Origin of the sequence: Thermococcus radiotolerans, from assembly GCF_002214565.1 — an archaeon.
GTDB lineage: Archaea > Methanobacteriota_B > Thermococci > Thermococcales > Thermococcaceae > Thermococcus > Thermococcus radiotolerans.
On record NZ_CP015106.1, the window covers coordinates 661,412 to 687,758 of the forward strand.

The 26,347-nt window shown below is 54.9% G+C and carries 26 protein-coding genes; 13 read left to right on the forward strand and 13 right to left on the reverse strand.

Annotated features, from left to right (window positions below; translation table 11 throughout):
- The first annotated feature begins 59 nt into the window (after window positions 1–59).
- Window positions 60–566, forward strand: coding sequence for an HIT family protein (locus A3L10_RS03640; protein WP_088866444.1), 507 nt, complete (start codon window positions 60–62; stop codon window positions 564–566).
- Here A3L10_RS03640 and A3L10_RS03645 read toward each other — a convergent pair.
- The 5 genes from A3L10_RS03645 to A3L10_RS03665 all read right to left on the reverse strand — a co-directional run bounded on the left by A3L10_RS03645 (window position 553) and on the right by A3L10_RS03665 (window position 5,338).
- Window positions 553–1,008 carry a hypothetical protein gene (locus A3L10_RS03645; protein WP_232461016.1) on the reverse strand — a complete coding sequence of 152 codons (456 nt, stop codon included), beginning with the start codon at window positions 1,006–1,008 and terminating at the stop codon, window positions 553–555. The genes A3L10_RS03640 and A3L10_RS03645 overlap by 14 nt on opposite strands.
- A 329-nt stretch (window positions 1,009–1,337) precedes the next feature.
- Complete coding sequence (locus A3L10_RS03650; RefSeq protein ID WP_088866445.1) at window positions 1,338–2,966, reverse strand: Na+/H+ antiporter NhaC family protein; 1,629 nt, start codon at window positions 2,964–2,966, stop codon at window positions 1,338–1,340.
- A 233-nt stretch (window positions 2,967–3,199) separates the two neighbouring features.
- Window positions 3,200–3,937: an FAD-dependent thymidylate synthase gene (gene thyX, locus A3L10_RS03655; RefSeq protein ID WP_088866446.1), complete on the reverse strand. Its 738-nt coding sequence runs from the start codon at window positions 3,935–3,937 to the stop codon at window positions 3,200–3,202.
- A gap of 92 nt (window positions 3,938–4,029) precedes the next feature.
- Window positions 4,030–4,704: a DUF996 domain-containing protein gene (locus tag A3L10_RS03660; RefSeq protein WP_157726885.1), complete on the reverse strand. Its 675-nt coding sequence runs from the start codon at window positions 4,702–4,704 to the stop codon at window positions 4,030–4,032.
- Between the two features lie 100 nt (window positions 4,705–4,804).
- On the reverse strand, window positions 4,805–5,338 hold the full coding sequence (locus A3L10_RS03665) for a DUF996 domain-containing protein (protein WP_088866447.1): 534 nt from the start codon (window positions 5,336–5,338) through the stop codon (window positions 4,805–4,807).
- A 233-nt stretch (window positions 5,339–5,571) separates the two neighbouring features.
- On the opposite strand from A3L10_RS03665, the gene argF reads away from it, so the two are divergent.
- Window positions 5,572–6,519 carry an ornithine carbamoyltransferase gene (gene argF, locus A3L10_RS03670; protein ID WP_088866448.1) on the forward strand — a complete coding sequence of 316 codons (948 nt, stop codon included), beginning with the start codon at window positions 5,572–5,574 and terminating at the stop codon, window positions 6,517–6,519.
- Window positions 6,520–6,588: 69 nt separating this feature from the next.
- A complete protein-coding gene (locus tag A3L10_RS03675) occupies window positions 6,589–7,518 on the forward strand; it encodes an NOL1/NOP2/sun family putative RNA methylase (RefSeq protein ID WP_088866449.1) in 930 nt (309 codons plus the stop codon).
- Here A3L10_RS03675 and A3L10_RS03680 read toward each other — a convergent pair.
- Both A3L10_RS03680 and A3L10_RS03685 read right to left on the reverse strand, forming a co-directional pair.
- A complete protein-coding gene (locus A3L10_RS03680; protein WP_088867534.1) occupies window positions 7,515–8,489 on the reverse strand; it encodes a hypothetical protein in 975 nt (324 codons plus the stop codon). The genes A3L10_RS03675 and A3L10_RS03680 overlap by 4 nt on opposite strands.
- On the reverse strand, window positions 8,489–9,067 hold the full coding sequence (locus tag A3L10_RS03685; protein ID WP_088866450.1) for a metallophosphoesterase family protein: 579 nt from the start codon (window positions 9,065–9,067) through the stop codon (window positions 8,489–8,491). The genes A3L10_RS03680 and A3L10_RS03685 overlap by 1 nt, the downstream gene beginning before the upstream one ends.
- 23 nt (window positions 9,068–9,090) lie before the next feature.
- Here A3L10_RS03685 and A3L10_RS03690 point away from each other — a divergent pair, with 23 nt between their 5' ends.
- The 4 genes from A3L10_RS03690 (at window position 9,091) to A3L10_RS03705 (ending at window position 12,819) form a co-directional block, all read left to right on the forward strand.
- Window positions 9,091–10,215, forward strand: coding sequence for a saccharopine dehydrogenase family protein (locus A3L10_RS03690; RefSeq protein ID WP_335755148.1), 1,125 nt, complete (start codon window positions 9,091–9,093; stop codon window positions 10,213–10,215).
- Complete coding sequence (locus tag A3L10_RS03695; protein ID WP_088866452.1) at window positions 10,193–10,852, forward strand: 16S rRNA methyltransferase; 660 nt, start codon at window positions 10,193–10,195, stop codon at window positions 10,850–10,852. The genes A3L10_RS03690 and A3L10_RS03695 overlap by 23 nt, the downstream gene beginning before the upstream one ends.
- A 103-nt stretch (window positions 10,853–10,955) precedes the next feature.
- Entirely contained in the window at window positions 10,956–12,335 is a 1,380-nt protein-coding gene (locus A3L10_RS03700) for a sodium-dependent transporter (RefSeq protein WP_088866453.1), read from the forward strand.
- A 73-nt stretch (window positions 12,336–12,408) separates the two neighbouring features.
- The gene (locus A3L10_RS03705; RefSeq protein ID WP_088866454.1) at window positions 12,409–12,819 is read left to right on the forward strand and encodes a translation initiation factor IF-5A; all 411 of its coding nucleotides are present in this window, start codon (window positions 12,409–12,411) and stop codon (window positions 12,817–12,819) included.
- A 49-nt stretch (window positions 12,820–12,868) separates the two neighbouring features.
- On the opposite strand, the gene treT is transcribed toward A3L10_RS03705, so the two are convergent.
- The 5 genes from treT to A3L10_RS03730 form a co-directional block, all read right to left on the reverse strand.
- A complete protein-coding gene (treT, locus tag A3L10_RS03710) occupies window positions 12,869–14,107 on the reverse strand; it encodes a trehalose synthase (protein ID WP_088866455.1) in 1,239 nt (412 codons plus the stop codon).
- Between the two features lie 63 nt (window positions 14,108–14,170).
- Complete coding sequence (locus A3L10_RS03715) at window positions 14,171–15,244, reverse strand: ABC transporter ATP-binding protein (RefSeq protein ID WP_088866456.1); 1,074 nt, start codon at window positions 15,242–15,244, stop codon at window positions 14,171–14,173.
- The gene (locus A3L10_RS03720; RefSeq protein ID WP_088866457.1) at window positions 15,244–16,092 is read right to left on the reverse strand and encodes a carbohydrate ABC transporter permease; all 849 of its coding nucleotides are present in this window, start codon (window positions 16,090–16,092) and stop codon (window positions 15,244–15,246) included. Before A3L10_RS03720 ends, A3L10_RS03715 begins: the two co-directional genes overlap by 1 nt.
- On the reverse strand, window positions 16,089–17,030 hold the full coding sequence (locus A3L10_RS03725; protein WP_088866458.1) for a carbohydrate ABC transporter permease: 942 nt from the start codon (window positions 17,028–17,030) through the stop codon (window positions 16,089–16,091). The genes A3L10_RS03720 and A3L10_RS03725 overlap by 4 nt, the downstream gene beginning before the upstream one ends.
- Window positions 17,031–17,039: 9 nt before the next feature.
- On the reverse strand, window positions 17,040–18,401 hold the full coding sequence (locus A3L10_RS03730; RefSeq protein ID WP_088866459.1) for an ABC transporter substrate-binding protein: 1,362 nt from the start codon (window positions 18,399–18,401) through the stop codon (window positions 17,040–17,042).
- Between the two features lie 159 nt (window positions 18,402–18,560).
- Here A3L10_RS03730 and A3L10_RS03735 point away from each other — a divergent pair, with 159 nt between their 5' ends.
- Genes A3L10_RS03735 through speB form a run of 4 tightly spaced genes read left to right on the forward strand, consistent with a single transcriptional unit; the run spans window position 18,561 to window position 23,492 of the window.
- Window positions 18,561–19,619, forward strand: a complete 1,059-nt coding sequence (locus tag A3L10_RS03735) for a TrmB family transcriptional regulator (RefSeq protein ID WP_088866460.1) — start codon at window positions 18,561–18,563, stop codon at window positions 19,617–19,619.
- A 10-nt stretch (window positions 19,620–19,629) separates the two neighbouring features.
- Window positions 19,630–20,334 carry an HAD family hydrolase gene (locus tag A3L10_RS03740; protein WP_088866461.1) on the forward strand — a complete coding sequence of 235 codons (705 nt, stop codon included), beginning with the start codon at window positions 19,630–19,632 and terminating at the stop codon, window positions 20,332–20,334.
- Window positions 20,331–22,574, forward strand: a complete 2,244-nt coding sequence (locus A3L10_RS03745; RefSeq protein ID WP_088866462.1) for a glycoside hydrolase family 65 protein — start codon at window positions 20,331–20,333, stop codon at window positions 22,572–22,574. The genes A3L10_RS03740 and A3L10_RS03745 overlap by 4 nt, the downstream gene beginning before the upstream one ends.
- Window positions 22,575–22,625: 51 nt before the next feature.
- Window positions 22,626–23,492, forward strand: coding sequence for an agmatinase (gene speB, locus A3L10_RS03750; protein ID WP_088866463.1), 867 nt, complete (start codon window positions 22,626–22,628; stop codon window positions 23,490–23,492).
- A gap of 5 nt (window positions 23,493–23,497) precedes the next feature.
- Here speB and A3L10_RS03755 read toward each other — a convergent pair whose 3' ends face one another.
- Complete coding sequence (locus A3L10_RS03755) at window positions 23,498–24,187, reverse strand: hypothetical protein (protein ID WP_088866464.1); 690 nt, start codon at window positions 24,185–24,187, stop codon at window positions 23,498–23,500.
- A gap of 297 nt (window positions 24,188–24,484) precedes the next feature.
- On the opposite strand from A3L10_RS03755, the gene A3L10_RS03765 reads away from it, so the two are divergent.
- Both A3L10_RS03765 and A3L10_RS03770 read left to right on the forward strand, forming a co-directional pair.
- Window positions 24,485–24,985: a CBS domain-containing protein gene (locus A3L10_RS03765; RefSeq protein ID WP_232461023.1), complete on the forward strand. Its 501-nt coding sequence runs from the start codon at window positions 24,485–24,487 to the stop codon at window positions 24,983–24,985.
- Window positions 24,973–26,292: a cation:proton antiporter gene (locus A3L10_RS03770; protein ID WP_088866467.1), complete on the forward strand. Its 1,320-nt coding sequence runs from the start codon at window positions 24,973–24,975 to the stop codon at window positions 26,290–26,292. The genes A3L10_RS03765 and A3L10_RS03770 overlap by 13 nt, the downstream gene beginning before the upstream one ends.
- The last annotated feature ends 55 nt before the right edge of the window (window positions 26,293–26,347 follow it).

The following is a 26,347-nucleotide window of genomic DNA, read 5'->3' on the forward strand; positions in this document are numbered from 1 at the left end:
ACCCGGAGTTTCAAAAAAGCTTTTAACCCCTCCCCCTTTCTCCCACTGGAGGTGAGGGAATGAAGATAATGTGGGCACCGTGGCGCATCGAGTACATACGCTCACCGAAGCACGATGGCTGCATATTCTGCGATTTCCCGAAGGAGAACCGCGATAAGGAGAGGCTCATCCTCTACCGTGGGAAGCACTGCTTCATAATCATGAACAACTACCCCTACAATCCAGGTCACGTTATGATAGCCCCCTACCGGCACGTTGGGCGGTGGGAGGATTTAACCGATTACGAGCTTCTTGAGATGATGCAGCTCTCCCAGCTCATGATAAAGGCCCTGAAGAAGACGATGAAGCCGCAGGGCTTCAATATGGGCGTGAACCTCGGCCGCGTTGCCGGAGCGGGCATAGACGACCACGTGCACCTCCACATAGTGCCGAGGTGGAACGGGGACACGAACTTCATGCCGGTCATAGCCGACACCAAGGTTATCCCGGAGTCGCTTGAGGAAGCCTACGACGAGCTGAAGAAGGCGATAGATGAGATAGTGGAGGAGACCGCTAAATCCTCCTGACCTTTATCTTAAGCGTATCATCCAAAGGCAGACCCTCAAAGAGCTCCGGGCCCACCTCCAGCACCGAGAGGTCTGCCTCGATCACCGTTTCTTTGTTCTGGGAATTCCTCACCGTAAGCCGGACGAACCTCCCTCCCCTGACCGTTGCTGAGATTCTGACACCATTCTCGGACACGCCTTCAAGCATGAAGTCCTTGCCCCTGAGCTCCCAGATGATCCTCTTTATGAGCGCTGGGGCACTCTCTGGGGTTACGTGATGCACGACGCCTTCGTCCGACTCCAGTTCCAGCACCGGGCAGGTCGCTTGAGCGCTGCAGAAGTCCTTTATCGCTTCAGCTATTCCTCTGGCGAAGTTCTCCAGAGGCTTGCCCATGAGGAGTTCACCGAATCCAGACCAGCTGGCCGTCACTTTAAGCCTGTTTTCCCGCATTTCAAACGTCACCGTGAGTACTCCCTTTTCCCCGGTGAAAGTGTATACTGCAGCGTTCCTTCTGAATCCCAGGGCCAGCGTGAACTCGTAACCGAAGTCAAATATGAACCTGGGATGTTAAACCTCACCGTATCACCATGTAAACTTTCGAAGTACGGAAAGAACGGAAGGGTCTTCTCCGGCTCGCTGAGGATTACCTGGAGACCTTCCCATGAATGGGGCAGTTCTACCTCGTAGCTTCTAGTTTTCACCTTTACTCGCCGAGAATTTGTAAAAAAGGCCATGTAAAAAGCGTTTCTTAAACCGTTGGGTTGGAACCCCTCCAAAAGAAAAAGAGGGAGTCAGCCCTCCACAACGTAGATGGGAACCTTCCCGTGCGGGATTCCGGTTCTTTTGCCGTACCATTTGCTGAGGAGGCGGTGGAGCACAACGAGCAGCGGTACCGCGATGGCGAGCAGTACCCAGCCGTTCTTCAGGCCCGCGGCGAAGAGCAGGAGCATGAGGGCGCCAACGAATCCCGCGGTGAGGGCGTAGGGTATCTGGGTGTTCACGTGGTCAAGGTGGTCGCAGCCCGAGAACATGGAACTCATAATGGTCGTGTCGCTGATCGGTGAGCAGTGGTCGCCGAAGACTCCACCCGCGAAGACGGAGGCGATGCTGGCGTAGACGACCGGTCCAAAGCTCCCGCTGAGTCCGTAGGAGAGGGGAACCGCTATCGGCATCATTATGGCGAAGGTTCCCCAGCTCGTTCCCGTCGTGAAGGAGATGAATGCCGCCACCACGAAGACCACGAAGGGCACCAGTCCAGGCGAGAGGACGTTCGATGCGACGCTAACTATGTAGTCTGCCGTGCCAACCGCGTCGCAGGCGCTCTTGATGCTCCACGCGAGGATGAGTATCATCATGGCGAAGTGCATCTGCTTCATTCCGGCAACAAGGGTGTGCTCGACCTCCTCTAGGCTCATTATCCTCATCGCCAGAACGAGGGCCATTGCGACGATGACCATGGAGAAAGAACCCCAGACGAGGGCCCACGTTGAGTCCGCGTTGGACAGGACCTCCTGGAATCCGCCCTTCGCGTAAGCGGCGCTGCCTCCGCCGGTAACCCACAGGCCGAGGAAGGTCATGAAGACAAGGGCCGCAACGGGCAGTATAAACACCCAGACGCTTTCCTTGCCCTCCAGGGGCATTCCAACGTCCACTTCCGTCGTCATCATCGGCTGCGCCCCGTCGCGCATCACCTTGCCTTCGGTCCTGGCGCGGTACTCAGCGCGAAGCATCGGGCCGTAGTGCCTGTGGGTGATTGCAACGAGGTAGACGAGGATGACCGCCAGGATGGGGTAGAACCTGTAGGGCCAGCTTGAGAACCAGGCGGAGTAGGCGCTTATGTTCGCACCGACGCTCGCTATCGCGTCCTTAAGGAGGCCGAGCTCGTAGCCAATCCATGTGGAGACGACCGCCAGAACCGCCACAGGAGCGGCGGTGGAATCGTCGGCGTAAGCTAAGAACTCCCTTGAAACCCTCGCCCTGTCGGTTATCGGCCTCATGGTGTTGCCGACTATGATGGTGTTGGTGTAATCGTCGAAGAATATTATCGTCCCGAAGATGGCCGCCATGAGGGAAGCGGCGCGGCTGGTTTTAATCTTCCGCGTTACCGCCTTCGCTATGGCGTTCATGCCTCCTGCTTTGTATATCAGCGCCACCCCTGCACCTATGAGCGCATCAAAGAGGAGAATCCTCGTGTTCCAGAGGTCGGTCATGATCTGTCCGTTTTCTTCCCAGGCGGATGCTATGTTGAAGGCTATCCACTTCAGCGTTTCGGTAGTGGCACCTATTGGGTTCCCTCCTGCCACCAGCAGTCCTCCGACCCATACTCCAAAAAACAAAGCGAACAGCACCCTCTTTGTTAAAATGGCCAGCCCAATGGCCACCAGTGGGGGAAGCAGTGACAGAATCCCGAAGTCACTCATGGTTCAACCACCCGATATTGTACTATTGGGAGCACGTCACCAATAGGTATCAAGGGTACAATATAAAAGCCTTTTTAGAACTTTTGTGGCTATTCTGTGGAGTATTCTGGCAAGTTTACCCCAGAATAGCTAACAAAGAATAACAAAATGCATAGAAGCTCTTCAATAAACCTTCCTACCCAAATATTATTTTGATGTATTGAACATTGAACCAAAAATTTATGAAAGTTTATTCATATCCGGGCAACCTTTGCCCACTTTTCCTTCGTCCTCTTCCAGCAGCCCGGCGGCATAAGCTCGCCCTCTGGACAGTAGCCGAGCTGAACGCACCTGGGCCCGAGCTTCGCCCACTTGATAATCGGCCTCAGGTCATCGTTCTTGGCTATCTCCTCCAGCATCTTCCAGGCCACTTCCCTTATCTCCCACTGGGCCCTCTCGCACGCCCTTAGACCGAAGAAGTGCTTCAGCTCGCGGAGGTTCATGGTCATGACGAGCTTAGTCCTAACTGCCTGGGGGAGTATAAAGCGCGCGTCCTCCTGATGGCTTCCCCGCTCGATGGTCTTCTTGTACAGCTCCATCGAACGCTTCATGAGCTCTTTCCATTCGGCAAGGAGTTCTGGATCGTTCTTTACGGACTCCGGGATAACGAAGGTCTCCTCGACGTCTTCGGGATTCAGCACGATGTAGCGCTGGCTCTGCTGCGTGTAGCTCGCTATTCTGTGCCTTATGAGCTGGTGACTGCAAACGCGAGAACAGCCCTCGATCGCAAAGGTCAAAACAGCGTGTTCCAGTATTGACTCGTGGCCGTAGCCTAGAACCCGGGGCAGATGCATCCGAACGTCCTCTTCGCCCATGCGCTCGAATGCTTCCGTCTCCCATTCATCCCAGTAGCTTATGAGCGCCGCCCAAGTGACAGTTTCGAGAGGTTTTTTCGTATAATTGACAAGGGTAACCCTGATCCCATCCCCCATTCGTGCCACCGGAGATAGAAGAGGCCCAGGTTTATTAGGTTTACCTTGGAGTCAAAAATAGATGGAGGGAACCGGGTTCCCCACAAAAGAGTCTAATCTTGCGGGGTTTCCTCAGAGGGTTCCTTGCTGGCCTCGGCAGATTCCTCCTCGGGAGTCGTGGGCTCCTCGGAGGGTTCAGCACTCTCAGTCTCCACGGTTTCTTCGGGTGCCGGCTCGGGGACTGGTTTCTCATCGGGCGCAGGCGTCTCACTTACCGCCCCGGGAAGCTCCTCCGGGAGGGCGAAGAACGCCATGATCTCGAGTATGGCGCCGACCAGGATGAAGAAGTAGCCCACCATAAGGAGCATAAGTATCGAGCCGATGAGGTAGAAGAGCGCTGCCGTGTGGAACGTTCCAACGCCCGTTTCTTGGGCTATTGCGTCGTAGCTCTTCTTCATGAACCAGACACCTATTATCATGAGCACTACCGATATGAAGCTCCAGACGCCAAAAGCCGACATGAGCTCGGCGACCTGCTCTGGGTCGTGAATGACGTCCGCCATTTTGTCCCACATGTCGTAGAAGGCCCACGAGAGCACCAGGCTGGCGACTATGTTAAGCATCGCCGCCCAGACGTAGTCCTTGAATATCTTCTCCTTCTTAGTGGCCTCGGCTATCTCCTTCACTGCAAAAAGCTTCATGATGAAGCCCACGAGATAGGTCACGTAGAACAGGCTGAAGATTGCGCCGATGCCACCCCATGTTCGTGCGGTTTTCAAACTTCCCATGTTATCACCCGTAACCGGTACGATTTTCGTATATAAAAGTGTTTTCCCATAAATGGAGAAACGTCGAATTCGCAACAAAGACAAAGGGAAACGGAGAAAATCATTCCTCGAACGAAACGGGCACCTGCTCCTCAGCCGTCTGGGCAACCTCGTCGGGCAGGGAGAAGAAGGCCACTATCTCGAGTACTGCCGCCACGAGGAGGATTACCAGCCCCAGCCCAACGGGAACCAGAATGGCACCGGCTAGGTACAGTAGCGCCGTTGTGTGGAAGGTCCCAACGCCGGTCTCCTCGGAGATTATGTCGTAGCTCTGCTTCATGAACCACACTCCGATGAACATTATTATGGCCGCTATGAGGCCGCCCATGCCCATGGCACCGATGATGCCCTCCGGGGACTCGGAGAAGCCCATCGCAAACATCGTGCCCCAGATGGTCGCCACAAGAATCAATGCCGCTATGATGTTCAGTATCGCCGCCCAGAGGTACTTGCTGAATATCTCGCCCCTGCCGGTGGCCTCGGCGATGTCCTTGACCGCAAAGAGCTTCAGTATGAAGCCCACAAAGCCAAGCCCCACCAGTGTGAGGATCGCACCTATACCTCCCAAGAGCTTGGCGTTCTTCAATTCGCTCACGTTACATCACCCCGTTAATGTTGGACGGCGATTTATAAAAGGCTTTTCACCACAAACCATAAAATTTAGGACACAGTTCCGTCGGAATTGCATCAGTGGAACAAAGGATGCACCAATGCCCATTACGTTTGGAAAGTTCAAGAACGCTGATGCTCAAAAGATTTCAGCCGGGAGCAGGTTTATCCGACGAAAGGGTTATTAAAAGGGAGCGCCAGCATTAATCGGTGATGCACATGGTGGTTAGCCTTGCAGGAAGGGATGTTCTCTGCCTTCAGGACTTCACGAGGGAGGAGATTGAGACTATTCTCAAAACTGCCGAAATGATGAAGATATGGAACAAGATAGGCAAGCCGCACCGCGTTCTTGAGGGTAAGACCCTGGCCATGATTTTCCAGAAACCCTCGACTAGGACGAGAATCTCATTTGAGGTTGGAATCTATCAGCTCGGCGGCTACGGCCTCTACCTCAACGCTCAGGACCTGCAGCTCAGGCGTGGCGAGACCATCGCCGACACCGCGCGCGTTCTCAGTAGGTACGTCGACGGAATAATGGCCCGCGTTTATGCCCACAAGGACGTTGAAGACCTCGCCAAGTACGCGAGCGTTCCGGTCATCAACGGTCTGAGCGACTTCTCCCACCCGTGCCAGGCTCTGGCCGACTACCAGACCATCCTTGAGAAGAAGGGCCGCATAGCCGGTCTCAAGGTCGTCTACGTCGGTGACGGAAACAACGTCGCCCACTCGCTCATGATAGCTGGAACCAAGCTCGGTGCAAACGTTGTCGTTGCAACTCCAGAGGGCTACGAGCCGGACGAGAAGGTCATCAAGTGGGCGGAGCAGAACGCGGCCGAAAGCGGCGGTTCATTCGAGCTCCTCCACGATCCGATCAAGGCCGTCAAGGACGCCGACGTCATCTACACCGACGTTTGGGCGAGCATGGGTCAGGAGGCCGAAGCCGAGGAGAGGAGGAAGATATTCCAGCCGTTCCAGGTCAACAAGGACCTCGTCAAGCACGCCAAGCCGGACTACATCTTCATGCACTGCCTCCCGGCCCACCGCGGCGAGGAGGTCACCGACGACGTCGTTGACTCTCCGAACAGCGTCGTCTTCGACGAGGCCGAGAACAGGCTGCACGCCCAGAAGGCGGTGATGGCCCTCATCATGGGCGGGATAAAGGTTTGAATGCCTTTTTCTTAACCCTTTAATTCTCGGGACAAAGAACCTTTTAAACCTCTTTTCATATCTCCCTCCATGCTCGAGAGGTTGTTTTCCCTCGGCTACTCCAAGACATTCGCGGAGAGGTATTATGCCCTCTGGGGCGATAGGGCATTAGCTATAGCCGAGGCCATGGAAAAACCCCTGCCGAGGTGTTTCCGCGTAAACACGCTCAGGATAGAGGTTCAAAAGCTCACCAAGCTCCTCAACAAGAAAGGCTTCCAGTTTAAACGAGTCCCCTGGGCGAGAGAAGGCTTCTGCCTAACTCGCGAGCCATTCTCGATAACCTCCACGCCGGAATACCTTGGTGGCCTCCTCTACATCCAGGAGGCCAGCTCGATGTACCCGCCGGTGGCGCTCGAACCAAAGGTCGGTGAAACCGTTGCCGATATGGCGGCGGCACCTGGGGGCAAAACTTCCTACCTCGCCCAGCTGATGGGGAACGAGGGGATAATCTACGCCTTCGACGTCGGTGAAGAACGCTTAAAGGAAACTCGTCTGAACCTTTCCCGCCTCGGCGTTACGAATACGGTCCTCATCCACAAGTCCTCGCTCCACATGGCCGAGCTCGGCGTCGAGTTCGATAAAATCCTCCTGGATGCCCCCTGCACCGGCTCGGGCACCATACACAAGAATCCCGAGCGGAAGGCCAACAGGACAATGGAGGATGTGAAGTTCTGCCAGGGGCTGCAGATGCGGATGATTAAGGTCGCCCTTGAGAACCTCAAGCCCGGCGGGATACTCGTCTACTCGACCTGCTCGCTCGAGCCGGAGGAGAACGAGTTCGTTATCCAATGGGTTCTTGATAACTTCGACGTTGAACTGCTCCCGCTCCGCTACGGCGAGCCGGCTTTAACCAATCCCTTCGGAATTGAACTTAGCGATGAGATAAGAAAGGCGAGGCGCTTCTACCCCGACAGGCACGGGACGAGCGGCTTCTTCGTTGCGAAGATTAAAAAGCTCTAATCCTCGGATTCTGCAACCAGGACTTCCTCTATTTTTCTAAGCCTCTCCAAGACGTCCTCGCTGAGGTTCCTCTCCAGCTCCTCACGGGCGGCCTTGGCAAGCTCGAACTTCGAGTCGTACTTCCCGAGGGCCGTCCAGTGAATCTTCTTGCCCTCCAGAAAAACATCTATGTCGCAGAGGCGCTTGTATCCAACGTACTCGATGCCCTTCAGCAGAAACTTAACGCGCACCGGGTCCTCCCACGTCAGCAGCTTGAGCTTGTACACCGGAACGCGCATGAAGGGCCTCGGATAGTCCCAGTCCCAGCCCTCACCGACGACGAAGCCAAGGTCGAGGTCCTCTATGACCATCATCAGCCGCTCTATGTTCTCATCGTAGCGCTTGTCGGTGTCGTAGATTTTGATGGTTATCTCCTTCCATTCGGGCATCAGCCGGAGGAGAAGCACCGGAACGTCAATCGTTAATTCATGGTAGACGCTCAGAAAGTCCCTGCGTATCAGAACCGCCCCCGAGATTTCATCCGGCCCGATGGGGGCGCTGAGCTTCTTCGTCGTTACGCCGATTATCGTGTCCCCGGCTTCGCCCTCGTCGAAGGCCGTTCTGATGTCCATGATTTCGCCGCCGTACTTCTCGGCCAGCAGCTTGAGCCCGTCCTCAACGTTGGTGGGTATCCTCAGGAGGATTAGGGTGCTCTCAACGTGCACCTTCTCCACGGGGAGGTTTCGGTTGACGACCTCGCTGAGAACGACTGGGGCGTGGGCCCCTATCAGGAAAGCCGTCTCCGGCGGGATGGTCTCCTTCTTCCATTCCTCCGTTACGAAGACGACGGTTTCAAACTCGTTGCTGAGTTTGATTGCCTCATCCGTCGGCAGTTCTTTGACACCAAATGCCTCAGAAACGGCCTTTTTCACCAACTCCGCGTCCTTGGCTCTGAGGAAGATTATAGACGGACCAAATCGGAGAACCTTCATCATATTCCCCTCCACATCTTGTAACCCCTATCAAAATCCGTTCCGCCGGGGTATTTAACGCGATAGGTCTGCCTGCTCGGCAGAAGAACGAAGTTGACGCCGAGAACGCCGTTTAGACCCCTCTCGATGAGCTTGAAGTTGTGGCCGTACAGCCTAAAATCGGCGTCCAGGTTAGCCACGTCCCTCCACGTATGGCCCAGGGCAAACCTCGCACCCTCTATCTCGATGACGGTCCCGGGCTCAACGACGGCATCACCGAAGAACTCCCTGACCAGCTCCGGGTCGTCCTCGTTTCCTGGAACGACGTAGAGTTTCACCCCGTAGCCCTTGAGAACGTGGGCGAGCTTCCTTATTGCGCCCTGGTAGCGGGGCCTGAGCTCGGGCCGTCTCTCCAGCTTTACGTTGTCGGCTAGGTCGCCGGTATGGATGACGTAATCCGGATCGGTTTTTTCTATGAGCTCACCGATGAAGCGGTAGACGCTCTCGGGAGTATCGCTTACGTGCATGACCTTCGTCTCATCGGAGGATGCGAGCACTTCTAGGACCTTTTTCCGGAAGATGGGAAGCTTGAACGGCATTGGAGAGACTAGGAGCAGGGCTTATATATACCTTGCCACAACTCCCATGGGGTGTTGAGATGAAGGTTCTCGTTCTCGGTGCCGGAAACGTTGGAAGGGCGATAGCCTGGGATTTGAGGGATGAGTTTGATGTTCACGTGGGGGACGTCAGCGATGAGAGACTGAAAGCCGTCTCTGAATTCGCCACGCCCCTGAAAGTTGATGCGTCCAGCTTCGATTCCCTCGTTGAGGCCATGAAGGGCTTTGAGCTTGTGGTGGGTGCCCTGCCAGGGAGGTTCGGCTATCAGGCAGTTAGGGCCGCGATAAAGGCGGGCGTTGACATGGTCGACGTCTCGTTCATGCCGGAGAACCCGCTGGAGCTTCGCGATGAAGCAGAGAAGGCGCAGGTGACGGTTATATTCGACGCCGGCTTTGCCCCCGGGCTGAGCCACATCCTGATGGGCAGGATATGGCAGGAGATGGACGAGCTGAGGGAGGGCTACATCTACGTCGGCGGCCTCCCGAAGGAGCCCAGGCCACCACTCTATTACAGAATTACATGGTCCCCTAAGGATTTAATTGAGGAGTACACGAGGCCGGCGCGCGTGATAAGGGGCGGTGAGGTTAAGGCGGTTGACCCCTTCGAGAGGATTGAACGGGTCTCCATCGGGGACTTCGAGTTCGAGGCCTTCGTGAGCGACGGCCTGAGGAGCCTCCTGGAGAGCGTTAGGGCGGAGAGACTTGAGGAGTGGACGCTCCGCTGGCCGGGACACCTGGAGAAGATGAGGGTTTTGAGGGAACTCGGCTTCTTCAGGCCGGAGCACGTTGATAAGACGCTCGAGGTCATAGCCCCGCTCATGACCTACGAGAGCCCGGACTTCTCGATAATGCAGGTGGTCGGAAGGGGAACTCTGGACGGCGAGGAAAAGGAGATAGGCTACCTCCTGTACGACGAGGAGAAAGAGGGCTTCACCTCGATGGCCCGCGTCACGGGATTCACCGCGGCCATAATAGCGAGGCTCGTGGCCGAGAAGGGTTGCATCTTCGGAGTTATCCCGCCAGAGATACTCGGGATGCGCATAGACACCTTCGAGAGAATCGCTGGTGAGATTGCCGAAAGGGGCATAAGGCTCGAGAGGTGGGAGAATGCTCCACCTGGTGATAGCTGAGGCGGAGCTTGAGCTCGTCCCGAAGGCGATACTTGACCATCCGGCCATTGTGAACCACGCCAGGAGGAGGGGAAAGAGGCCCGACGAGATACTGCTGGACGGCACATACCACCACGCGGCCATCAAAAAGCTCCCGGACGGCGAGAGGCGCGGGCGGCCGGACATAGTCCACGTCTGCCTCCTCAACGCCCTCGAGAGCATTGCCAACAAGGAAGGCCTGCTGAGGGTCTATGTCCACACCAGGAACGACGAAGTGATTTACATTAAGCCGGAGACGAGGATTCCGAGGAACTACAACCGCTTCGTTGGGCTGATGGAGAGCCTCTTCAAGAACCGTGCGGTTCCGAGGGACCTGGAACTGCTCCGCATTGAGGAGAAATCCCTCGAAGAGCTCGTGGAGGAGCTGAACCCCGACGGAGTCTTCGTGATGCACGAGAATGGAGAGCCAGCAAAACCGTCGGAATTCGGAAAAACCCTTTCGGAGCTCCGCGAGCCCACGGTAATCGTTGGTGGTTTTCCACACGGCGATTTCAGAGCAGAACCCCCGGGAAAGAAAATAAGTCTCTACAACGCTCCGCTGATGGCATGGACAGTTGTGAACGAGGTAATCATCAGCTTTGAGCACTGGATTCTCTGAAAACGCCCGCGGGGGCATAACGTTTTTATATTACCTCCTGTTTAATTCCCCGTAAGCTTCCTGGAATAACGGGCTAGAAACATCTCCACGGGGGTGTGAATCGATGAGAAAAATAAGCTTCCTGATGGCGTTTTTGATAACCGGGTACATCCTTGGAATCTGGAACTTCCTGGTTCTGCCCAAGTACTACATAAACTTCGGGCTGAAGGGATTCCTGATATCGCTGATACCGATGCTCGTAGCGCTGTTCCTGATATACAGTGAGGCGGAGAGCACCAAACGCACCAGATACCTGATATACGAGCTGTTCTTCAAGATATCGCGCACCCCGGCGCTGATATTCGTGCTCATCATGTTCCTGCTCGTGATCCTCGGAATAACGACCTACTACTCCTCGTACAGCCTCATATACATCTTTGGCATCGGACCCAAGTACGTCCCGGCCATCGCCCTTGGAACGATACTCCTCTCCATAATCCTTCTCCTGCTCGCCAAAGGCAAGACCCTCGAGGTCATCTCAGTGCTGTCAGTGCTCTTCGTGCTCTTCGCAATCCTCTCGGCCATCATAGTCAGGAACCAGGCTCTCAGTGCCGTCACCGCGCCGCAGGCCGTTCACTACATGAACAACGCGGTCTCGGCGATAACGTCCTTCGACCAGCCGCTCTCCATCAAGGGAATCCTCTACATGCTCATATCGGTCCTCGTTTCCTTTGGACTCGGTGCGGGCGTTTACTACGTGGTCGGGAGCTTCACCCCGGAGGAGCTTGACCTCAGGAAGGTCCTCGCGGCGGTTTTCATCCTCCAGATAATACTCAGCTTCGCGGCGGCTTTCACCGTCGCCTACTCCCTCGGCGCGGCATATCAGGGATTCGGAAAAGCCTTCCACAACCCCAACATCCCCGCGGAGGAGTCCATGAAGCTCTACCTCGGCTTCCAGAACCTCAAGGAGTACGCCACCAACAGCGAGAAGAGCCCGATGGACTCGATTGAAGTGTTCTACTCGATTCCCTACGTTCTCAGGGGCAACATTGCCAACGCCGACAGGTTGGTATACCTGCTCATGCTCTCGCTCTACTTCGCCGGGCTGACCACCATCATAGTCCTCATCGAGATGGGCAGCCAGATACTCTCCGAGGTCATGCAGCTCGGGAGGAGCAAGAGCCTGACGCTGGTGGCGTTCCTGGGCCTCGTGCTCTCCGCAACGATGGTCGTAAGCGACATCAGAACCATGTTCGTCGTCGTGCCCTTCAGCGTCGGTGCCCTCATAGCGGCGGTGGAGGCCTACCCGCTCCTCTCAGGTGAGCTTGCACACAACAGGGGAATCGTCGGGGGCATAATTGTACTGCTCCTCCTGGCCGGCATCGTGAGCCTCTACTTCACCCTCAGGGCCCCGGCAACACCGATCAAGATTGGGGCACTGCTCGGTCTCGTCCTCTTCGTGCCGGTGCTCATGAACAGCATGCTGATGAAGACCCGCCGCTGAACTTTTCCATTTTCAAAAATTTTTTAAAGACCCTTCCCAATCGGTTTTAGAACGCTTATGGGAGGTCTGAAAAATGGGAGACAAGACCAAGGTTCAGGTTAGCAAGCTCAAGCCGGGAAGGTACATCCTTATCGACGGTGAGCCCTGCAGGATTGGCAACATAACCGTTTCCTCGCCTGGCAAGCACGGCTCCGCCAAGGCCAGGATCGAGGCCGTTGGAATCTTCGACGGCAAGGTCAGGAGCATCGTCAAGCCCACCAGCGCGGAGGTTGACGTTCCGATCATCGACAAGAGAACCGCCCAGATCATCGCCATGACCCCGGACACCGTCCAGATCATGGACATGGAGACCTACGAGCTCTACGACGTCCCGATCGAGGGCGGCGTCGCCGACGACATCAAGGACCAGCTCAAGGAAGGCATCAACGTCGAGTACTGGGAGACCCTCGGCAGGATCAAGATAATGAAGCTCAAGGGCGAGTGAGCCCCCTTCTACCTCTTTAAACCAAACTTTTCTCGGAAAGTTAAAAAAGCTAGAGGGAATTCAGGAGGTCCAGATACCTCTCCAGGTGCCCGGTAATTAAAAAGTTCTCCAGCACCCTTTTTCTTGCCTTCATGCCCATGAGGTCTGTTTCTTCCGGGTGTTTCAGCAGATAGATGGTCTTCTCGACGGCATCTTCCACCCCCTTCACGAGAAAGCCGGTTTCACCGTCAACCACTTGGAACTTGATTCCTCCAACGGCCCTGCCAACCACAGGCTTACCCTTCCACATGGCCTCAGTCACAGTTAATCCAAAACCCTCCCTGATAGACATTTGCAAGACCACATCACTAGCCCGCTGGAAGGCGTTGACCTCACGAGCGTGAACTCCAGTCAAATTCGTCAAAACCTTCACGTCGTAATCCTCGCCAATCTTCCTCAGGGTCTTCTCAAAGTAAACCCAGCCTTCCGGATCGTCAGCAGCCATGACGCCGACGAGGAGAAGCTGAACCCCTGGAATCTTCTCCTTCACTTTCCGGTAAACGTCAATGACGTCAAATACTCCCTTCCAGGGGTCGAAGCGGGCGACTTGAGTGATTATCGGCCTGTCAGGGTCAACGTCGAACCTTTCGAGCGTTTTGAGAACCTCGGACTCGCTTAACTCCATGTTCTTCTCGCTTAACGGATCGATTGATGGAGGCATTATGACGGTTTTCCTTGGGTCCAGATCACTCTGAACGTATTCTGGAAGGTGAAAGATGTACCTATCGTATTTCTGAACGTATTGTCTTAAGAATTCCCAGAATTCCCTGTTTGGATCGCTCAAGTCGATGTGGCAGCGCCATATCCAGGGCTGTCTCTTCTCGTAAAACTCTATCAATGCTGCTGGCTGTGGGTCGTGGACGAGGACGTAATCGAATTCAGTCAAGTCGGTTTTTTGGGCGTTCTCCTCGTTGGTTTTGATGTAGAGGTTTTTCATTTCCTCGGTGAGTTTGAGGTTTTTGTTGCCCTGGAGGGCGTTGTGGAAACTTTTAGTGACGTTGAAGAACTCGTCCGAGCCTTGAATGACGAACCATTTGGCGTCGAGTCCTGAGTCCCTCATGAGGGGCACGAGATTGTGGAGTATCTCCGCAACGCCCCCGCCAAAGGACGTCGAGTTGACGTGGGCGAAGCTCTTTCCCTCCAACTTTTCCGCCTTGACTCTTATCCTTTCAACGGTCTCCTCTCCGATTATTCCGCTGTAATCCTCCAGGCCTTTACCGGCCCCTGTGAAGTCCCTAACCTCCAGCATCACATCACCCCCTCACTTTCGGTAAGAAGAGAAAGGGCTGATTTGAGGCAGTCAGCGCAGTAATCAGCCGTACAGCAGTTTTCCACTCTTGGGGTCGAAGATGTACATCCTATCCATCCTCGGCCTCCAGTAAACCTCCTCCCTGCCCGTCTCCACTCCTTCAGGAAGCCTGAGTATGAGCTCCACACCACCGTAGGCAATGTGGCCGTAGCTCTCCACACCGAGCTTCTCAACACCGAGGAGTCTGCCCTTCACAAAGCCCTCCTTCGGTTCGGAGCTGACTTCAACGTGCTGAGGCCTGAAGCCGAGAACCGCGGTGCCGCGGATGTCTATGCTGGCAGGAAGTTCCAGCATGAATTCCCCTGCATCGAAGAGCACTTTTCCATCCTTCTCCTCAACATCTCCTTTCACGAGGTTCATTGGTGGGCTTCCCACGAACGTTGCAACGAAGGTGTTGGCGGGTTTGTAGAAAATCTCATCCGGCGTGCCAACCTGCTGGAGAACGCCCTTGTCCATGACCGCTATCCTGTCGGCCATCGTCATAGCCTCAACCTGGTCGTGGGTGACGTAGATGGTGGTTATTCCGAGGTCGTAGCTGAGGAGCTTTTTGAGTTCAAAGCGCATCTGGGTTCTTATCTTGGCGTCGAGGTTGCTCAGCGGCTCGTCGAGGAGGAAAACCTCGGGTTCTCTCACCAGCGCCCTAGCCAAGGCCACACGCTGCTGCTGACCACCGCTCAGTTCGCTTGGCTTTCGGTTGAGAAGGTCGGCTATCCCAAGGAACTCGGCTACCTCCTTAACGCGTCGTATCCTCTCCTGCTTCGGAACCTTCCACATCCTCAGCGGAAATTCTATGTTGCCGAAAACCGTCATGTGTGGATAGAGCGCGTAGCTCTGGAAGACCATGGCGGTGTTCCTTTTGGTGGGGTCTATCTCGTTGACCAGCTGGTCGCCTATCCATATTTCGCCTTCGGTGGGTGTTTCGAGGCCGGCTATCATTCTGAGTGTCGTCGATTTTCCACACCCGCTTGGTCCGAGGAGCACCATGAACTCCCCATCCCTGATCTCAAGGTTCAGTTTGTTGACCGCAACCACTTCACCAAACTTCTTGGTAACGTCCTTAAGCAGAACCCTCGCCATCAGCCTTTCCCTCCTGTAATGACTATACCCCTAATGAGATACCTGTTCAGCACGAGGAAGAGCAGTATCGTGGGTGCCGAGGCCACCAGCGAGCCCGCTATGATGGGGGTGTACTCCGTCCACATGCTCCTCTGGAAGGCAAAGCTGAGACCAACCGGCAGCGTGAAGTTTTCCGGCGAACGGAGGAAGATGAGCGGCCCGATGAAGGCGTTCCAAGAGCCGAGGAACTGGTAAACGGCAACCGCACCAAGGGCAGGTTTGGCCAGCGGCAGAGCTATGTAAAAGAACGCCTTTATCGGACCGCACCCATCTAGGCGGGCGGCTTCGAATATCTCGTTGGAAAGTGAGGTGAAGTACTGCCTCATGAGGAAGATGCTCGACACGTTCACTATTCCCAGCAGTGCGAGGCCGAAGATGTTGTCTATGAGGCCGAGCTTGTACATGATGATGTAGTTCGGAACCAGCGTAACGAACATTGGGATCATGAGGAGCGAGAGCAGCGCGGAGAAGATTACGTCCTTCCCCGGGAATTTGAGTCTGGCGAAGGCGTAGCCAGCCATGCTGGTGAATAGCACGTTGCCGGCAACGATTAGCCCAGCGTAAAGCGCGGTGTTACGAATCCAGCGCGGAAACAGGTCAAGTCTGAAGAGCTTCTGATAGTTCTCAAGCGTGAATGGATTGGGGATCCACTCCGGGGGATAGGCTGAAGCCTGCGCCCACGTCATGAACGAAGCGACCAGCGACCTGATGAAGGGCATTAGATAAACCAGCGCAAAGGTTATCAGCACGGCGTAGGTTATGACAATCCATATACGGCGGATGAGTCTCTCCCTCTCCCGCGGAGTCATCGCATAGCCCTCCCGTACTTCTTCTGGAACAGGTAGGTGGTCGTGAATATTATCGCGAACAGGAACCAGCTCTTGGCCGCGGCAACGCCGGGACGTATCCTGGTGAACGCTTCGTTATAGATGTCCAGCGCGACGGTATAGCCTGCCCCTCCCGGGCCGCCATTGGCCCCTGCCATTATCCACGCGAGGTCGAACATCTGGAGGGCTCCTATGAGTCCCATGACCACCACGTAGACGACCATCGGCCTGAGCATCGGGATTGTTATGAAGAAGAACCTCCTTATCGGCCCGGCGCCGTCAAGCATTGCCGCCTCGTATATCTCCCTGGGAATGGCCTGCATCGCCGCCAGGAAGGATACCATGAAGTGGCCGCTGGTTCCCCAGATGGCGACAGTGGCTATGGCAAACAGAAGGTAGTCCTTGTTGTTTATCCAGTCCACCGGCTCGAAGCCCGGGATCACGTGGGTCAGGACGTAGTTTATGTAGCCATTTTTCATGAAGAGCCATATGAATATCAGCGCCACGATGACCGAGGAAGTCGTCGCGGGCAGGAAATAGGAAACCTTGAAGAACTGCTGGCCGCGAATCTTCTGGTTGGCGAAGGAAGCCAGGACTATTGCCAGGAAGGTTTGGATGGGCACGACGATCAGTGTGTAGAGCAGGATGTTCTTCAGGCCGGTGTAGAATGGGACGAGAAGATAGGGAGCTCCGTGAAGTCCCCTGATAAGATCCCTTATCACAATCTCAAAGTTTTGAAGCCCTACAAACTGCATCTCGCCTATATAATCCCATTTGAAGAAGCTCAGATAGAAGGCAAAGAACATCGCGAAGTAACCAAAAACCAGATTCAAAATAACGGCAATCGAGATGAGAGTTAGCCCGGCCACAATCTCCTTATTCCTAGACTTCTCGTAAAAGGAAGAAAAAGACGAAAACATGTTCTCACCTCAGCTGCTCAGCTCTTCCTGAACGACCTGTTTCATAACCTCAATGGCCTCGTCCGCACTCATCTCGCCCCTCATCGCCGCTGCCATGGCGTCGCTGAACTTGCTCTCAATCGGTCCCGACTTCGGACCCCAGAGGAAGACTATCATCTTGTCGTACTTGAAGGAGAGGGTCTTCTTGTGCTGCGGCCACATGTCCGGATCGTTCTCAAAGCCCTTTATGCTGGGCAGGGTCTGGCCACCCTTGACGACAAGCTCCTTCTGTCCCTCCGGTCCGAGGAGGAACTTAACGAACTTCCATGCCTCCTGAGGGTGCTCGGTTTTGGCGTTTATTCCCAGAATGACGGTGTAGACCATGGTCACCCTTCCTTCTTTTCCGGCCGGGACGGGGGCGATGTCCCAGTCCTCACCGTATTTGAAGTCGGGGAACTGGTCGGCGAGGAAAGGAATCATCCAGTTTCCGCTGATGACCATTCCAACCTCCTGCTGGCCGAAGGCGTCACCGAGCCAGCCGGCTCCGACGTCACTCGGCTGGACAACGTACGGGGTAAGTCCCTGGTTCTCCCTCTCTATCTTACCCTTCCTGTAGAGGTCGATGTACCAGGTGAGGGTCTCCTTAACCACGGGGTTGTCGAACCAGGAGGCATCCTCGGGCTTCTCGAACCAGGGCTTGGGAGCACCGTTGCTGACCGCCACGGGGACGTATCTGTTAAATCCGCCCAGATATATGGCCAGTCCGGGCTTTCCGGTCTTGTCAGCTATTATCTTGGCGTACTCCTCAAGCTCCTCCCAGGTTTCGGGCGGCCTGGTGAGGCCAGCCTGTTCGAAGAGCTTTTTGTTGTAGAAGAGGGCCAGCATGCTCCAGTCCTTCGGCAGGCCGTAGAGCTTTCCATCCTTCATGAACGGCTCCAGCAGGAACGGATAGAACTGGTCAATGAAGCTCTGGTCGGCAAGGTCGGATATGGGATAGAGGGCGCCCTTGTCGATGAAGATTGGAGCCCAGGCACTGTCAACGTAGAAGACATCGGGGGCAACTCCAGCACCGTAGGATGCCAGAATGTTCTCGTGGAACATCTGAGTGATGACCTCATACTTGATGCCGATGTTGGGGTTCTGCTCTTCGAAGGCTTTAATCATCTTCTCGTAGTTCTTCATCTCGGTTTCTCCGGCACTCCAACCGGCGAACCTTACGAAAACCTTCTCCTGCACCTGCGTCTCAACCTTGGTCTCAGTTTTAACTTTGGTCTCCGTGACGGTTGCCGAGGTTTGGGTTCCGGTCTGCTCTCCGCCGCCGATGCATCCGGCAGCTACTACCGCCAAAAGCAGAACAAAAACCAAAAGACCACCAGCAAGGACTTTTTTCATACCTCCTCACCCCTCGAGATACGTGCATGAAATAATATGGGCATTCAATGTTTATACTACAATACTATTATATAAACCTTACTGAATTAGTATCCAATATATTTAAATAGTATTGAAGCTCAAAAATACGTAGTAGCAGTGACCTGTGGAGGGGTGCAGATGGAAAATTATGCTTTTTTGATTGAAAAATTGCAGGAACTCGGGCTCACCAAAAGGGAGGCTGAAGTTTATCTGACGATTCTCATAAAGGATGGAGCTACCGTGAAGGAGCTTCTTGAGGCCCTTGACATTCACCAGCCCCAGCTCTACAACATAATCCAGAGCCTGATACGGAAGGGATTCATAAGAGCTTCCGCCGGAAGGCCGAGGGTTTACACTGCGAGCGATATAGGGGCCCTAATCGACATTCAGAAGATGAAGTTCGATCTCCTCCGGAGCGTCCTTCAGGAGGAGCTTATGAAGATTAAGGGGAGAACCGGGGAAGAGGGACCCTATATCTCGCTTGTGAGAAGCCTAGAAGGTGTCCTGGCGAGTGTTATCGAAATAATAAACTCCGCGGAAGTCGAGATTAGAGCCGAGCTCCCCTATCCTGTTTTCAAAGAGCTCAAACCCTATCTGCTGGGAGCCCTTCAGAGGGGGGTGAACCTGTACCTCCTGGTTTATCCCAGCATAGGCACTCCAGAGGAGTTCGAGAGGTTCAGGGATCAGGTTAAAATACGGACCTTTGAGCTTGGAAACTTCCTCCTCGTTATATCTGACCTCTCAAGTGCGGTTTACTCAAAACGGCGCTTTTTCAGCGTCCACAAGCTTCCAATTTCCAGCAACGAGATCTACGGATACGTGATACAGGAAAAAGACCTTCTCCTTAGACTCCTCAACATCCACAACAACCTCTGGCTCAAGTCAAAGGAGGTCATGGGCTGGATTTCTAGGCCCGAGCTGTATCCCAAGGTGTTCATAGAGTTCTCGATGGCGCTTAACGAGCTTGAGACCCTGCTAAAGCTCGGCTACACTCCGGTGGTGACCGTGGAGGGCAGGGACGTTAAGAGCGGCTACCCAGTGAGCATCACCGGAAATGTGCGCTCGATAAACCGCTTTGGAATAGTCAGCAACTTCGTCCTCGAAAGCGAGAACGGAACCTTTACCGTCGGGGGTTTCGATGCGGAAGTAGAGGACATCGAGGCGCAGAGGGTCGTCATCAAGGAGATAAAGAAATAAGGTGGCAGCGATGGCCAGGATAGCACTGATATGGGACTTCGATGGGGTCCTCGTTTACACGCCCCACGAGGAAGCCTGGCGAAAGGCCACGGAAATATATGGGGCTAAAATCGACCACGAATTCTACGTGAGGTACGTCTCAGGAAAGCCGCGCTACGAGGGTGCGCACAACATACTGGAGCTGACGGGTATCTACGAGCGTCATGGTGCGGACACCGAGGAAAAAAGGAAAAAACTCCTCACGGAGTTCGCCGAGTTCAAGAACAGAATGGTCAACGAGATGTTCGACAGGGGAGAGTACGAGGTTAACCGAGGGGCAATAGAGTTCCTGATGAAGGCAAGGGAGCGGGGAATACCGAGCGCTCTGGCTTCTGCCTCAAAGAACGCCCCGAAGCTGGCGGCCAAGGTCAGGGTGGGAGAGAAGAGACTGATAGACCTTTTCGATGTTGACGTCAGTGGTATGGCCCCCAGCAAGAAGGAGGTATTCCGGCTGGCTAGGAAAAAGCTCATGGAGATGTTCCCGGAGGTGGAGTCGTTTTTTGTCGTTGAAGATGCCCCCGCGGGCGTAAAGGCTGCCAGAGAGCTCGGAATGCTTGTTCTTGGATACGAAAGAGAGGCGGAACTTGATGAGGCAGATCTGAGGTTCAGGGACTTTGGGGAGGTCTCCATCGAGCGACTGTTGATGCTGAGCGAAGGTAAGGAGGGGGACGAATGAGGTTTCGGTTTAGGCTTTCCCGGTATTCACCCGAGGAGGAGGCAGTCTACGGGACGATACTAACCCTGGGAAACGGGCATCTCGGTGTTCGGGGCGAAGTTGAGCTTGAGCCAACGATATACGGCACGACCATAGCCGGTGTTTATGATGATGCCCCTTACTTTTACCGCGAAATTGTCAACGCTCCCCGGGTCGTGGGTCTGCAGCTGATGTTTAATGGTGAGCCCCTAAACCTGAGCACGCACAAAATTCTGCGCTACGAGAGGGAGCTGGACATAGAAAAAGGAACCCTAACAACGTGGGTGGAGCTTGAAACCAAAAAAGGAGCCAGAATTAACTACGAGAGCACGCGAATAGTCCACGGAAAGAGAAAAAACCTCGTTATTATGAGGTTCAGGTTTAGGGCCAGTCAGGACGGCCTCCTCACGATACTGAACCCGATAGAACTCGACACAGCCAATCCATCCTACAGGGAAGAGATACTCGTCAGGCACTATTCCGTGGAGGAGCTGGACTGCGATGGGGAGGCGGTATATGCCCACGTCAGGACGCTGGACGGGAGGTACCACGTGGGCATAGCGAGCTCAATTTTCACCCCCTGGAACCACGAGAGAAACACCGTAAAGAGCACCAGGCTCCTAGGAGAAGTCCTGACACTGAACGTTGAGAGCGGGAAGGAGTACGAGTTTGTGAAATACGTTGTAGTGTCCTCAAGCGGCGGAAGCGACATGAAAAGTGCCGTTCTTGAGGAACTCCGGGAGAACAAAAGGACGGGGTTTGAGGGGCTGTACGAGGAACACGTGGAGCACTGGGAGAAAATCTGGGAGAGGGCAGGGATAGAAATAGAAGGCGACGAAGACGCCGAGAGGGGACTTGCATTCAGCCTCTTCCATCTGGTGCAGTCACTTCCCCACGACAGTCGCATATCCCTAACCGCGAGGGGGATACACGGCTTTGGCTACCGCGGGCACGTCTTCTGGGACACAGAAATCTATGCACTCCCGTTCTTCATGGCAACGATGCCGGAGGAAGCCCGCAGAATGCTAGTTTACAGGTACAATAACCTCAACGCGGCCAGAGAAAATGCGAGGCTCAACGGCTACGAGGGCGCACAGTTCCCATGGGAATCGGCCGACGATGGCAGAGAAGCAACGCCTCCCCTTGTGCCGCTCGACATGAGGGGGGAGAAGATGGTCAGGATATACACCGGCGAGGAGGAGCACCACATAACGGCCGACATAGCCTACACCGTTGACCTATACTACCGCCTTACGGGGGATGAGGAGTTCATAATTCGCCACGGCCTCGAGATTATCCTGGAAACGGCGCGCTTCTGGGCGAGCCGGGTGAGGTACGACGATAAGAAGGGCTACGTGATAGAAAAGGTGATCGGACCGGACGAGTACCACGAGCACGTTAACAACAGCTTCTTCACCAACCTGATGGCCAGGCACAACCTGCTCCTCGGGGTCTCATATTTCAGAGAAGGCCTTGGGAAGAGCCAGTGGAGGGAGGTCATTGAGAGAACCGGGGTGACCGAAAGGGAGGCCCAGAGATGGCTTGAGATAGCCGAGGGCCTGTACCTTCCACCGCAGAGGGATAACGGAGTTTACGAGGAGTTCGACGGATATTTCGAGCTGATGGACTACACAGTTGACCCTTACGGCCTAGGCGAGGGGAGACTGCCGGAGGAGATAAGGGAAAACCTCGGAAAAACCCGGCTCATCAAGCAGGCGGACGTTATAGCCGCCCAGTACCTCCTGAAGGACTGGTTTGACCTGGATACCATCAGAAGGAACTTCGAGTACTATATCGTCAGAACCACCCACGCATCCTCACTCTCAATGCCAACCTACGCCATAGTCGCATCGTGGCTCGGGGACCTGGAACTCGCGTACGACTACTTCATGAAATGCGCCTACATAGACCTGAAGAACATTTACGGAAACACCGCGGAGGGATTTCACCTGGCAACCGCCGGCGGTCTGTGGCAGATACTCTTCAGGGGCTTTTGCGGTGTTGATTTCAAGGGAAATGAGCTGGAAATCAAGCCGAACCTCCCGGAAAAATGGAAGTCGGTGAGGCTGAGGTTCTTCTTCAGAGGGTCGCGGCTTGAGCTGAGGGTGAAGCACGGCGAAGTTCACATAAAGATGCTGGAGGGCACGAAACCGATAGGTGTGGAAGCCTTCGGAAGTGAGGCGATTCTTCAGCCGGGGGGAGAGGTCGTACTCCGGCCTTAGCCCCCACAAAGGTTTTTAATCGTGCCCTCAGAAATCTCCTCGGTGGGAGAGATGGACTTCCTGTACACCTACGAGACACTCAAGCTGGAGTTTCCCCTCATTGAACCGGAGGAGGCAAGGTTTGCAATCATGGGCGTCCCCTTCGATGGAACGACCAGCTTCAAGCCCGGCGCGAGGTTCGGCCCGACGCTCATCAGGCACGCGACGCTCAACCTCGAGAGCTACATCATTGACTACGACGTTGACATAGCGGAACTTCCCATAGCGGACATTGGGGACGTCGCCGTTGTAGCTGGCGATCCCCGTAAGACCGCTGACCGGGTTAGGGAGACCGTTGAGGAGCTCAAGCGCGCCAATCCCAACGTTATCCCGATACTCCTCGGCGGCGAGCACTCCCAGACCCTTGGAGCCGTTGAGGCGCTTAAGCCTGCCAGCTACGTCGTCTTCGATGCCCACCTCGACCTGCGCGAGAGTTACGAGGACAACCCATACAACCACGCCTGTGTGGCGAGGAGAATACACGAGCTGGGAGTCAGGGAAGCCATGTTCGGGATAAGGAGCGGCACGAGGGAGGAGGTCGAGTACGCGGAGAGGGAAGGTATAGCGTGGGTGCACGCGAGGGACTACGACTTTGATGCATTCGTCGAGCTGGTGAAGCCCCTCCCTGAGCCGGTCTACCTCTCGGTTGACATAGACGCGTTTGACCTCTCACTGGTTCCGTCAACGGGAACCCCTGAAGCCGGTGGTTTGAGGTTCTGGGAAGTCGTCGAAGCCATGGAGTGGCTCGTGGAGAACAAGAGAATAGCCGGCTTTGACATAATGGAGGTTGCGGGGAGTGAACTCGGCGACGTAACGGCTCTAACGGCGGCAAAGCTGCTGTTCCATTTCATAGGGGCGATGGGAAAAGAGAAACCATGAACATTTCATTCTTTCACATGCTCCGGCGGGGGAAGTATGTCAACGGACGTGGCCCCAAACCGCACGGGGGCGTTTTCTAAGGGCTTCTTCATGGAGTACGGGTACTCCCACTTGAGGACCATTGCTATTCCCGTCCCGAAACCGAGCAGCTCCATAACGACGTCCTGGATCTTGTTCCTCATGCTCTCGTGGAGCCAGGGCATGTTCGGCTGAAGAACAACCTCGAAGAACTCCCAGGCGACTCCAACGAGGACGAGGGCAAAAAGGCTTATGGAGATTATTTTCAAGGGGCTCCAGTGGAGGTTGTAGGTTCTCGACGACTCCAGAACGACCTCGTTGAATATGACCCACGTCACGAGGCCACCAAGGTAGTGGCTCGGTATGTCCGCACCCTTCCAGAACTGGTTGTACAGGTCGAGGTGGATGAAGGGGACGTTGAGAAACGTTATATGGGCCGCCATGAATATCGCAAAGAGGGCGTAGACGCTGTCGTTGTAGAACGGACTCACCCACGGCCAGATTTTTCGGCTTGGCTTGGGATAAATCCACCGGACGAAGCTGGGGACGAAGAGTGATACAAAGCCTGCGGCGGCTGCGTAGATTTGATCAAACTTTCCGTACATCAAAGCGCTGATAAGGCCCAGAAAAACGATAGCCCTGGCGCCCATTATCACTCCTTTCTCCCACGTCCGCATTCAAACCACCTAAGCTCCCTCCACGTGATTCCATAATCCGTCGGGCTTTATATACTTGTCGGCCAAAAATGGGCAATATCCGAACTGAAATGAGCCGAAACAAAAACCAAGTTGGTGATAAGGGTTGAAGGGAGAATTAGAAAGATACTTGTAAATGTCCTTGTCTCCCTTTTGATACCTCATCTCGAGCAGGCTCCTATCGCTGCCCTTTTGGTACAATGTTCTAAACGTTGCCCCAGTGTCGCGTTCAGCCCACAAAGCCTTAAATAGAACTTTTTTCATCAGTCAGAATTGGTGATGGCCGTGGAAGTCGAGTCCGCCCTCGAGAGATTCCACTCACTTAAACTGGCCGATATAATGCCGAGATTCGAAACGATGCCCGTGGTAACGGCCGATTCCGACCTCCTCAACGTCCTCAAGATACTCAGAACCAGACACCACGTTTGGGTGGTTGACAGCAGGGAGAACATGAAGTTAGTGGGAGTCATCAGGTACATAGACGTCATAGACGTCCTCCTGCCGCCGGAGGCCCACAGATTCAAGCTGGGAATGACGAGCAAAACCATGCGCTCGATGCTCGGTGGTGCCACGAAGGCGGAGGACGTTGCCGAGAGGCACGTGCTGACGGTGGAGGAAGACGCAACGGTTCTCGACGCACTGATGAAGATGCGCAAGTACAGGATTCAAGTGCTGGCGGTCGTAAAGGATGGCAAGCTGGTGGGAGAGGTGAGTCTCCGCATACTGATAGACGAGCTGCTTAGACTGCTGCGGGTGGGTGGTGCCCAATGGAGAGCGTAACGTGGCTTCTCTTCGCCCTTGGACTCTCGCTAATCCTCGCGAAGATAGGGGACAGCATCATTGAACGCTACGAGCTCCCGGGAGTCCTCGGAGAGCTGCTGATGGGAATGATACTCGGGAACCTGGTCTACTTCGGCATAGTCGCGCCCCAGTACCTCCCGATAGTCAGCGGGGAGGCCTTCACCACGGACATGACGGTGGTGGCCAACTTCCTCGCCAAGCTGGGCATAATATTCCTCCTGTTTCTCGGTGCCCTCGATGCCGACCTTGAACAGCTCAAGAAGACGGGCCTCACGGCCACCGTCTCGACGGTTCTCGGTGTCTTCGTCCCCCTCGTCCTCGGCTGGTTTGCCCTTATGGAGATGGGCTATCCTAGCAGGGAGGCCTTCGCGGGCGGCGTTCTCCTCACCGCGACCAGCATCGGCCTGACCGTCAGGGTGATGATGGATCTGGGGGTTCTCAAAAGTGAGGTTGGCGCGGCCTCCCTGAGTGCGAGCGTTATGGACGACTTTCTGGGCATAGCCCTCGTCATCTTCGCCGTCGGAAGCGGCGGCCTTCTGGAGCTCTCGGTTAAAATCGTGGCGTTCTTCATTCTCACCGGTGTCATCTGGTGGTTCCTCGTCGATTATTATATAAAGTTCGCCGAGAGGCTTCACGTGGAGAAGGGAATCCTCGGAGCGGTTCTCGGGATGATGTTCCTCTTCGCGGCTTTGGCTGAAGGCTGGTTCGCTGCGGCCATCGAGGGTGCGTTCATGATGGGCCTCGTCCTCTCGAAGCTCCCCGAAGGAAAGCGTATCATGGAGGACGTGAAGGCCATCGGTTACGGCCTGCTTATACCGTTCTTCTTCGTCCACACGGGGGCGATGCTAAACCTCACGGTCTTCGAGAACGCCAACGCCCTGATCCTCGCTGCCGTCCTCACCGCTGTCGCCGTTTTCGGAAAGGTCCTTGGAAGGGGATTTGGAGCATGGATAACCGCCTGGGGACGTGGAAGGGACTTCCTCTTCACAAAGAAGAACTTCCAGATGTCGCTCCAGATGGGCATCGGTTCGGTTCCGAGGACTGAAGTTGCGCTCGTTGACCTGATGGTGGCAATCCACGGGGGCGCGATAAGTCCCGAGCACGCCCCGGAGTTCATAGCGGCGACCCTGATATTCATAACAATCTCGGTGCTGATAACCCCACCGCTCCTCAAGTGGGCGTTCAGGGAAGAGATAGAGGCAACAAGGGCGCAGAGGACCAGTGCAAAGGTCGAGAGGATAGAGAGCACGAAGAAGAGGATAAAAGAACTAAAGGAAGCCCAATAGCCCACTTTTCACTTTCCCTAGCATTTTAGCAACACTTGGCCATTTTTATCGGGAA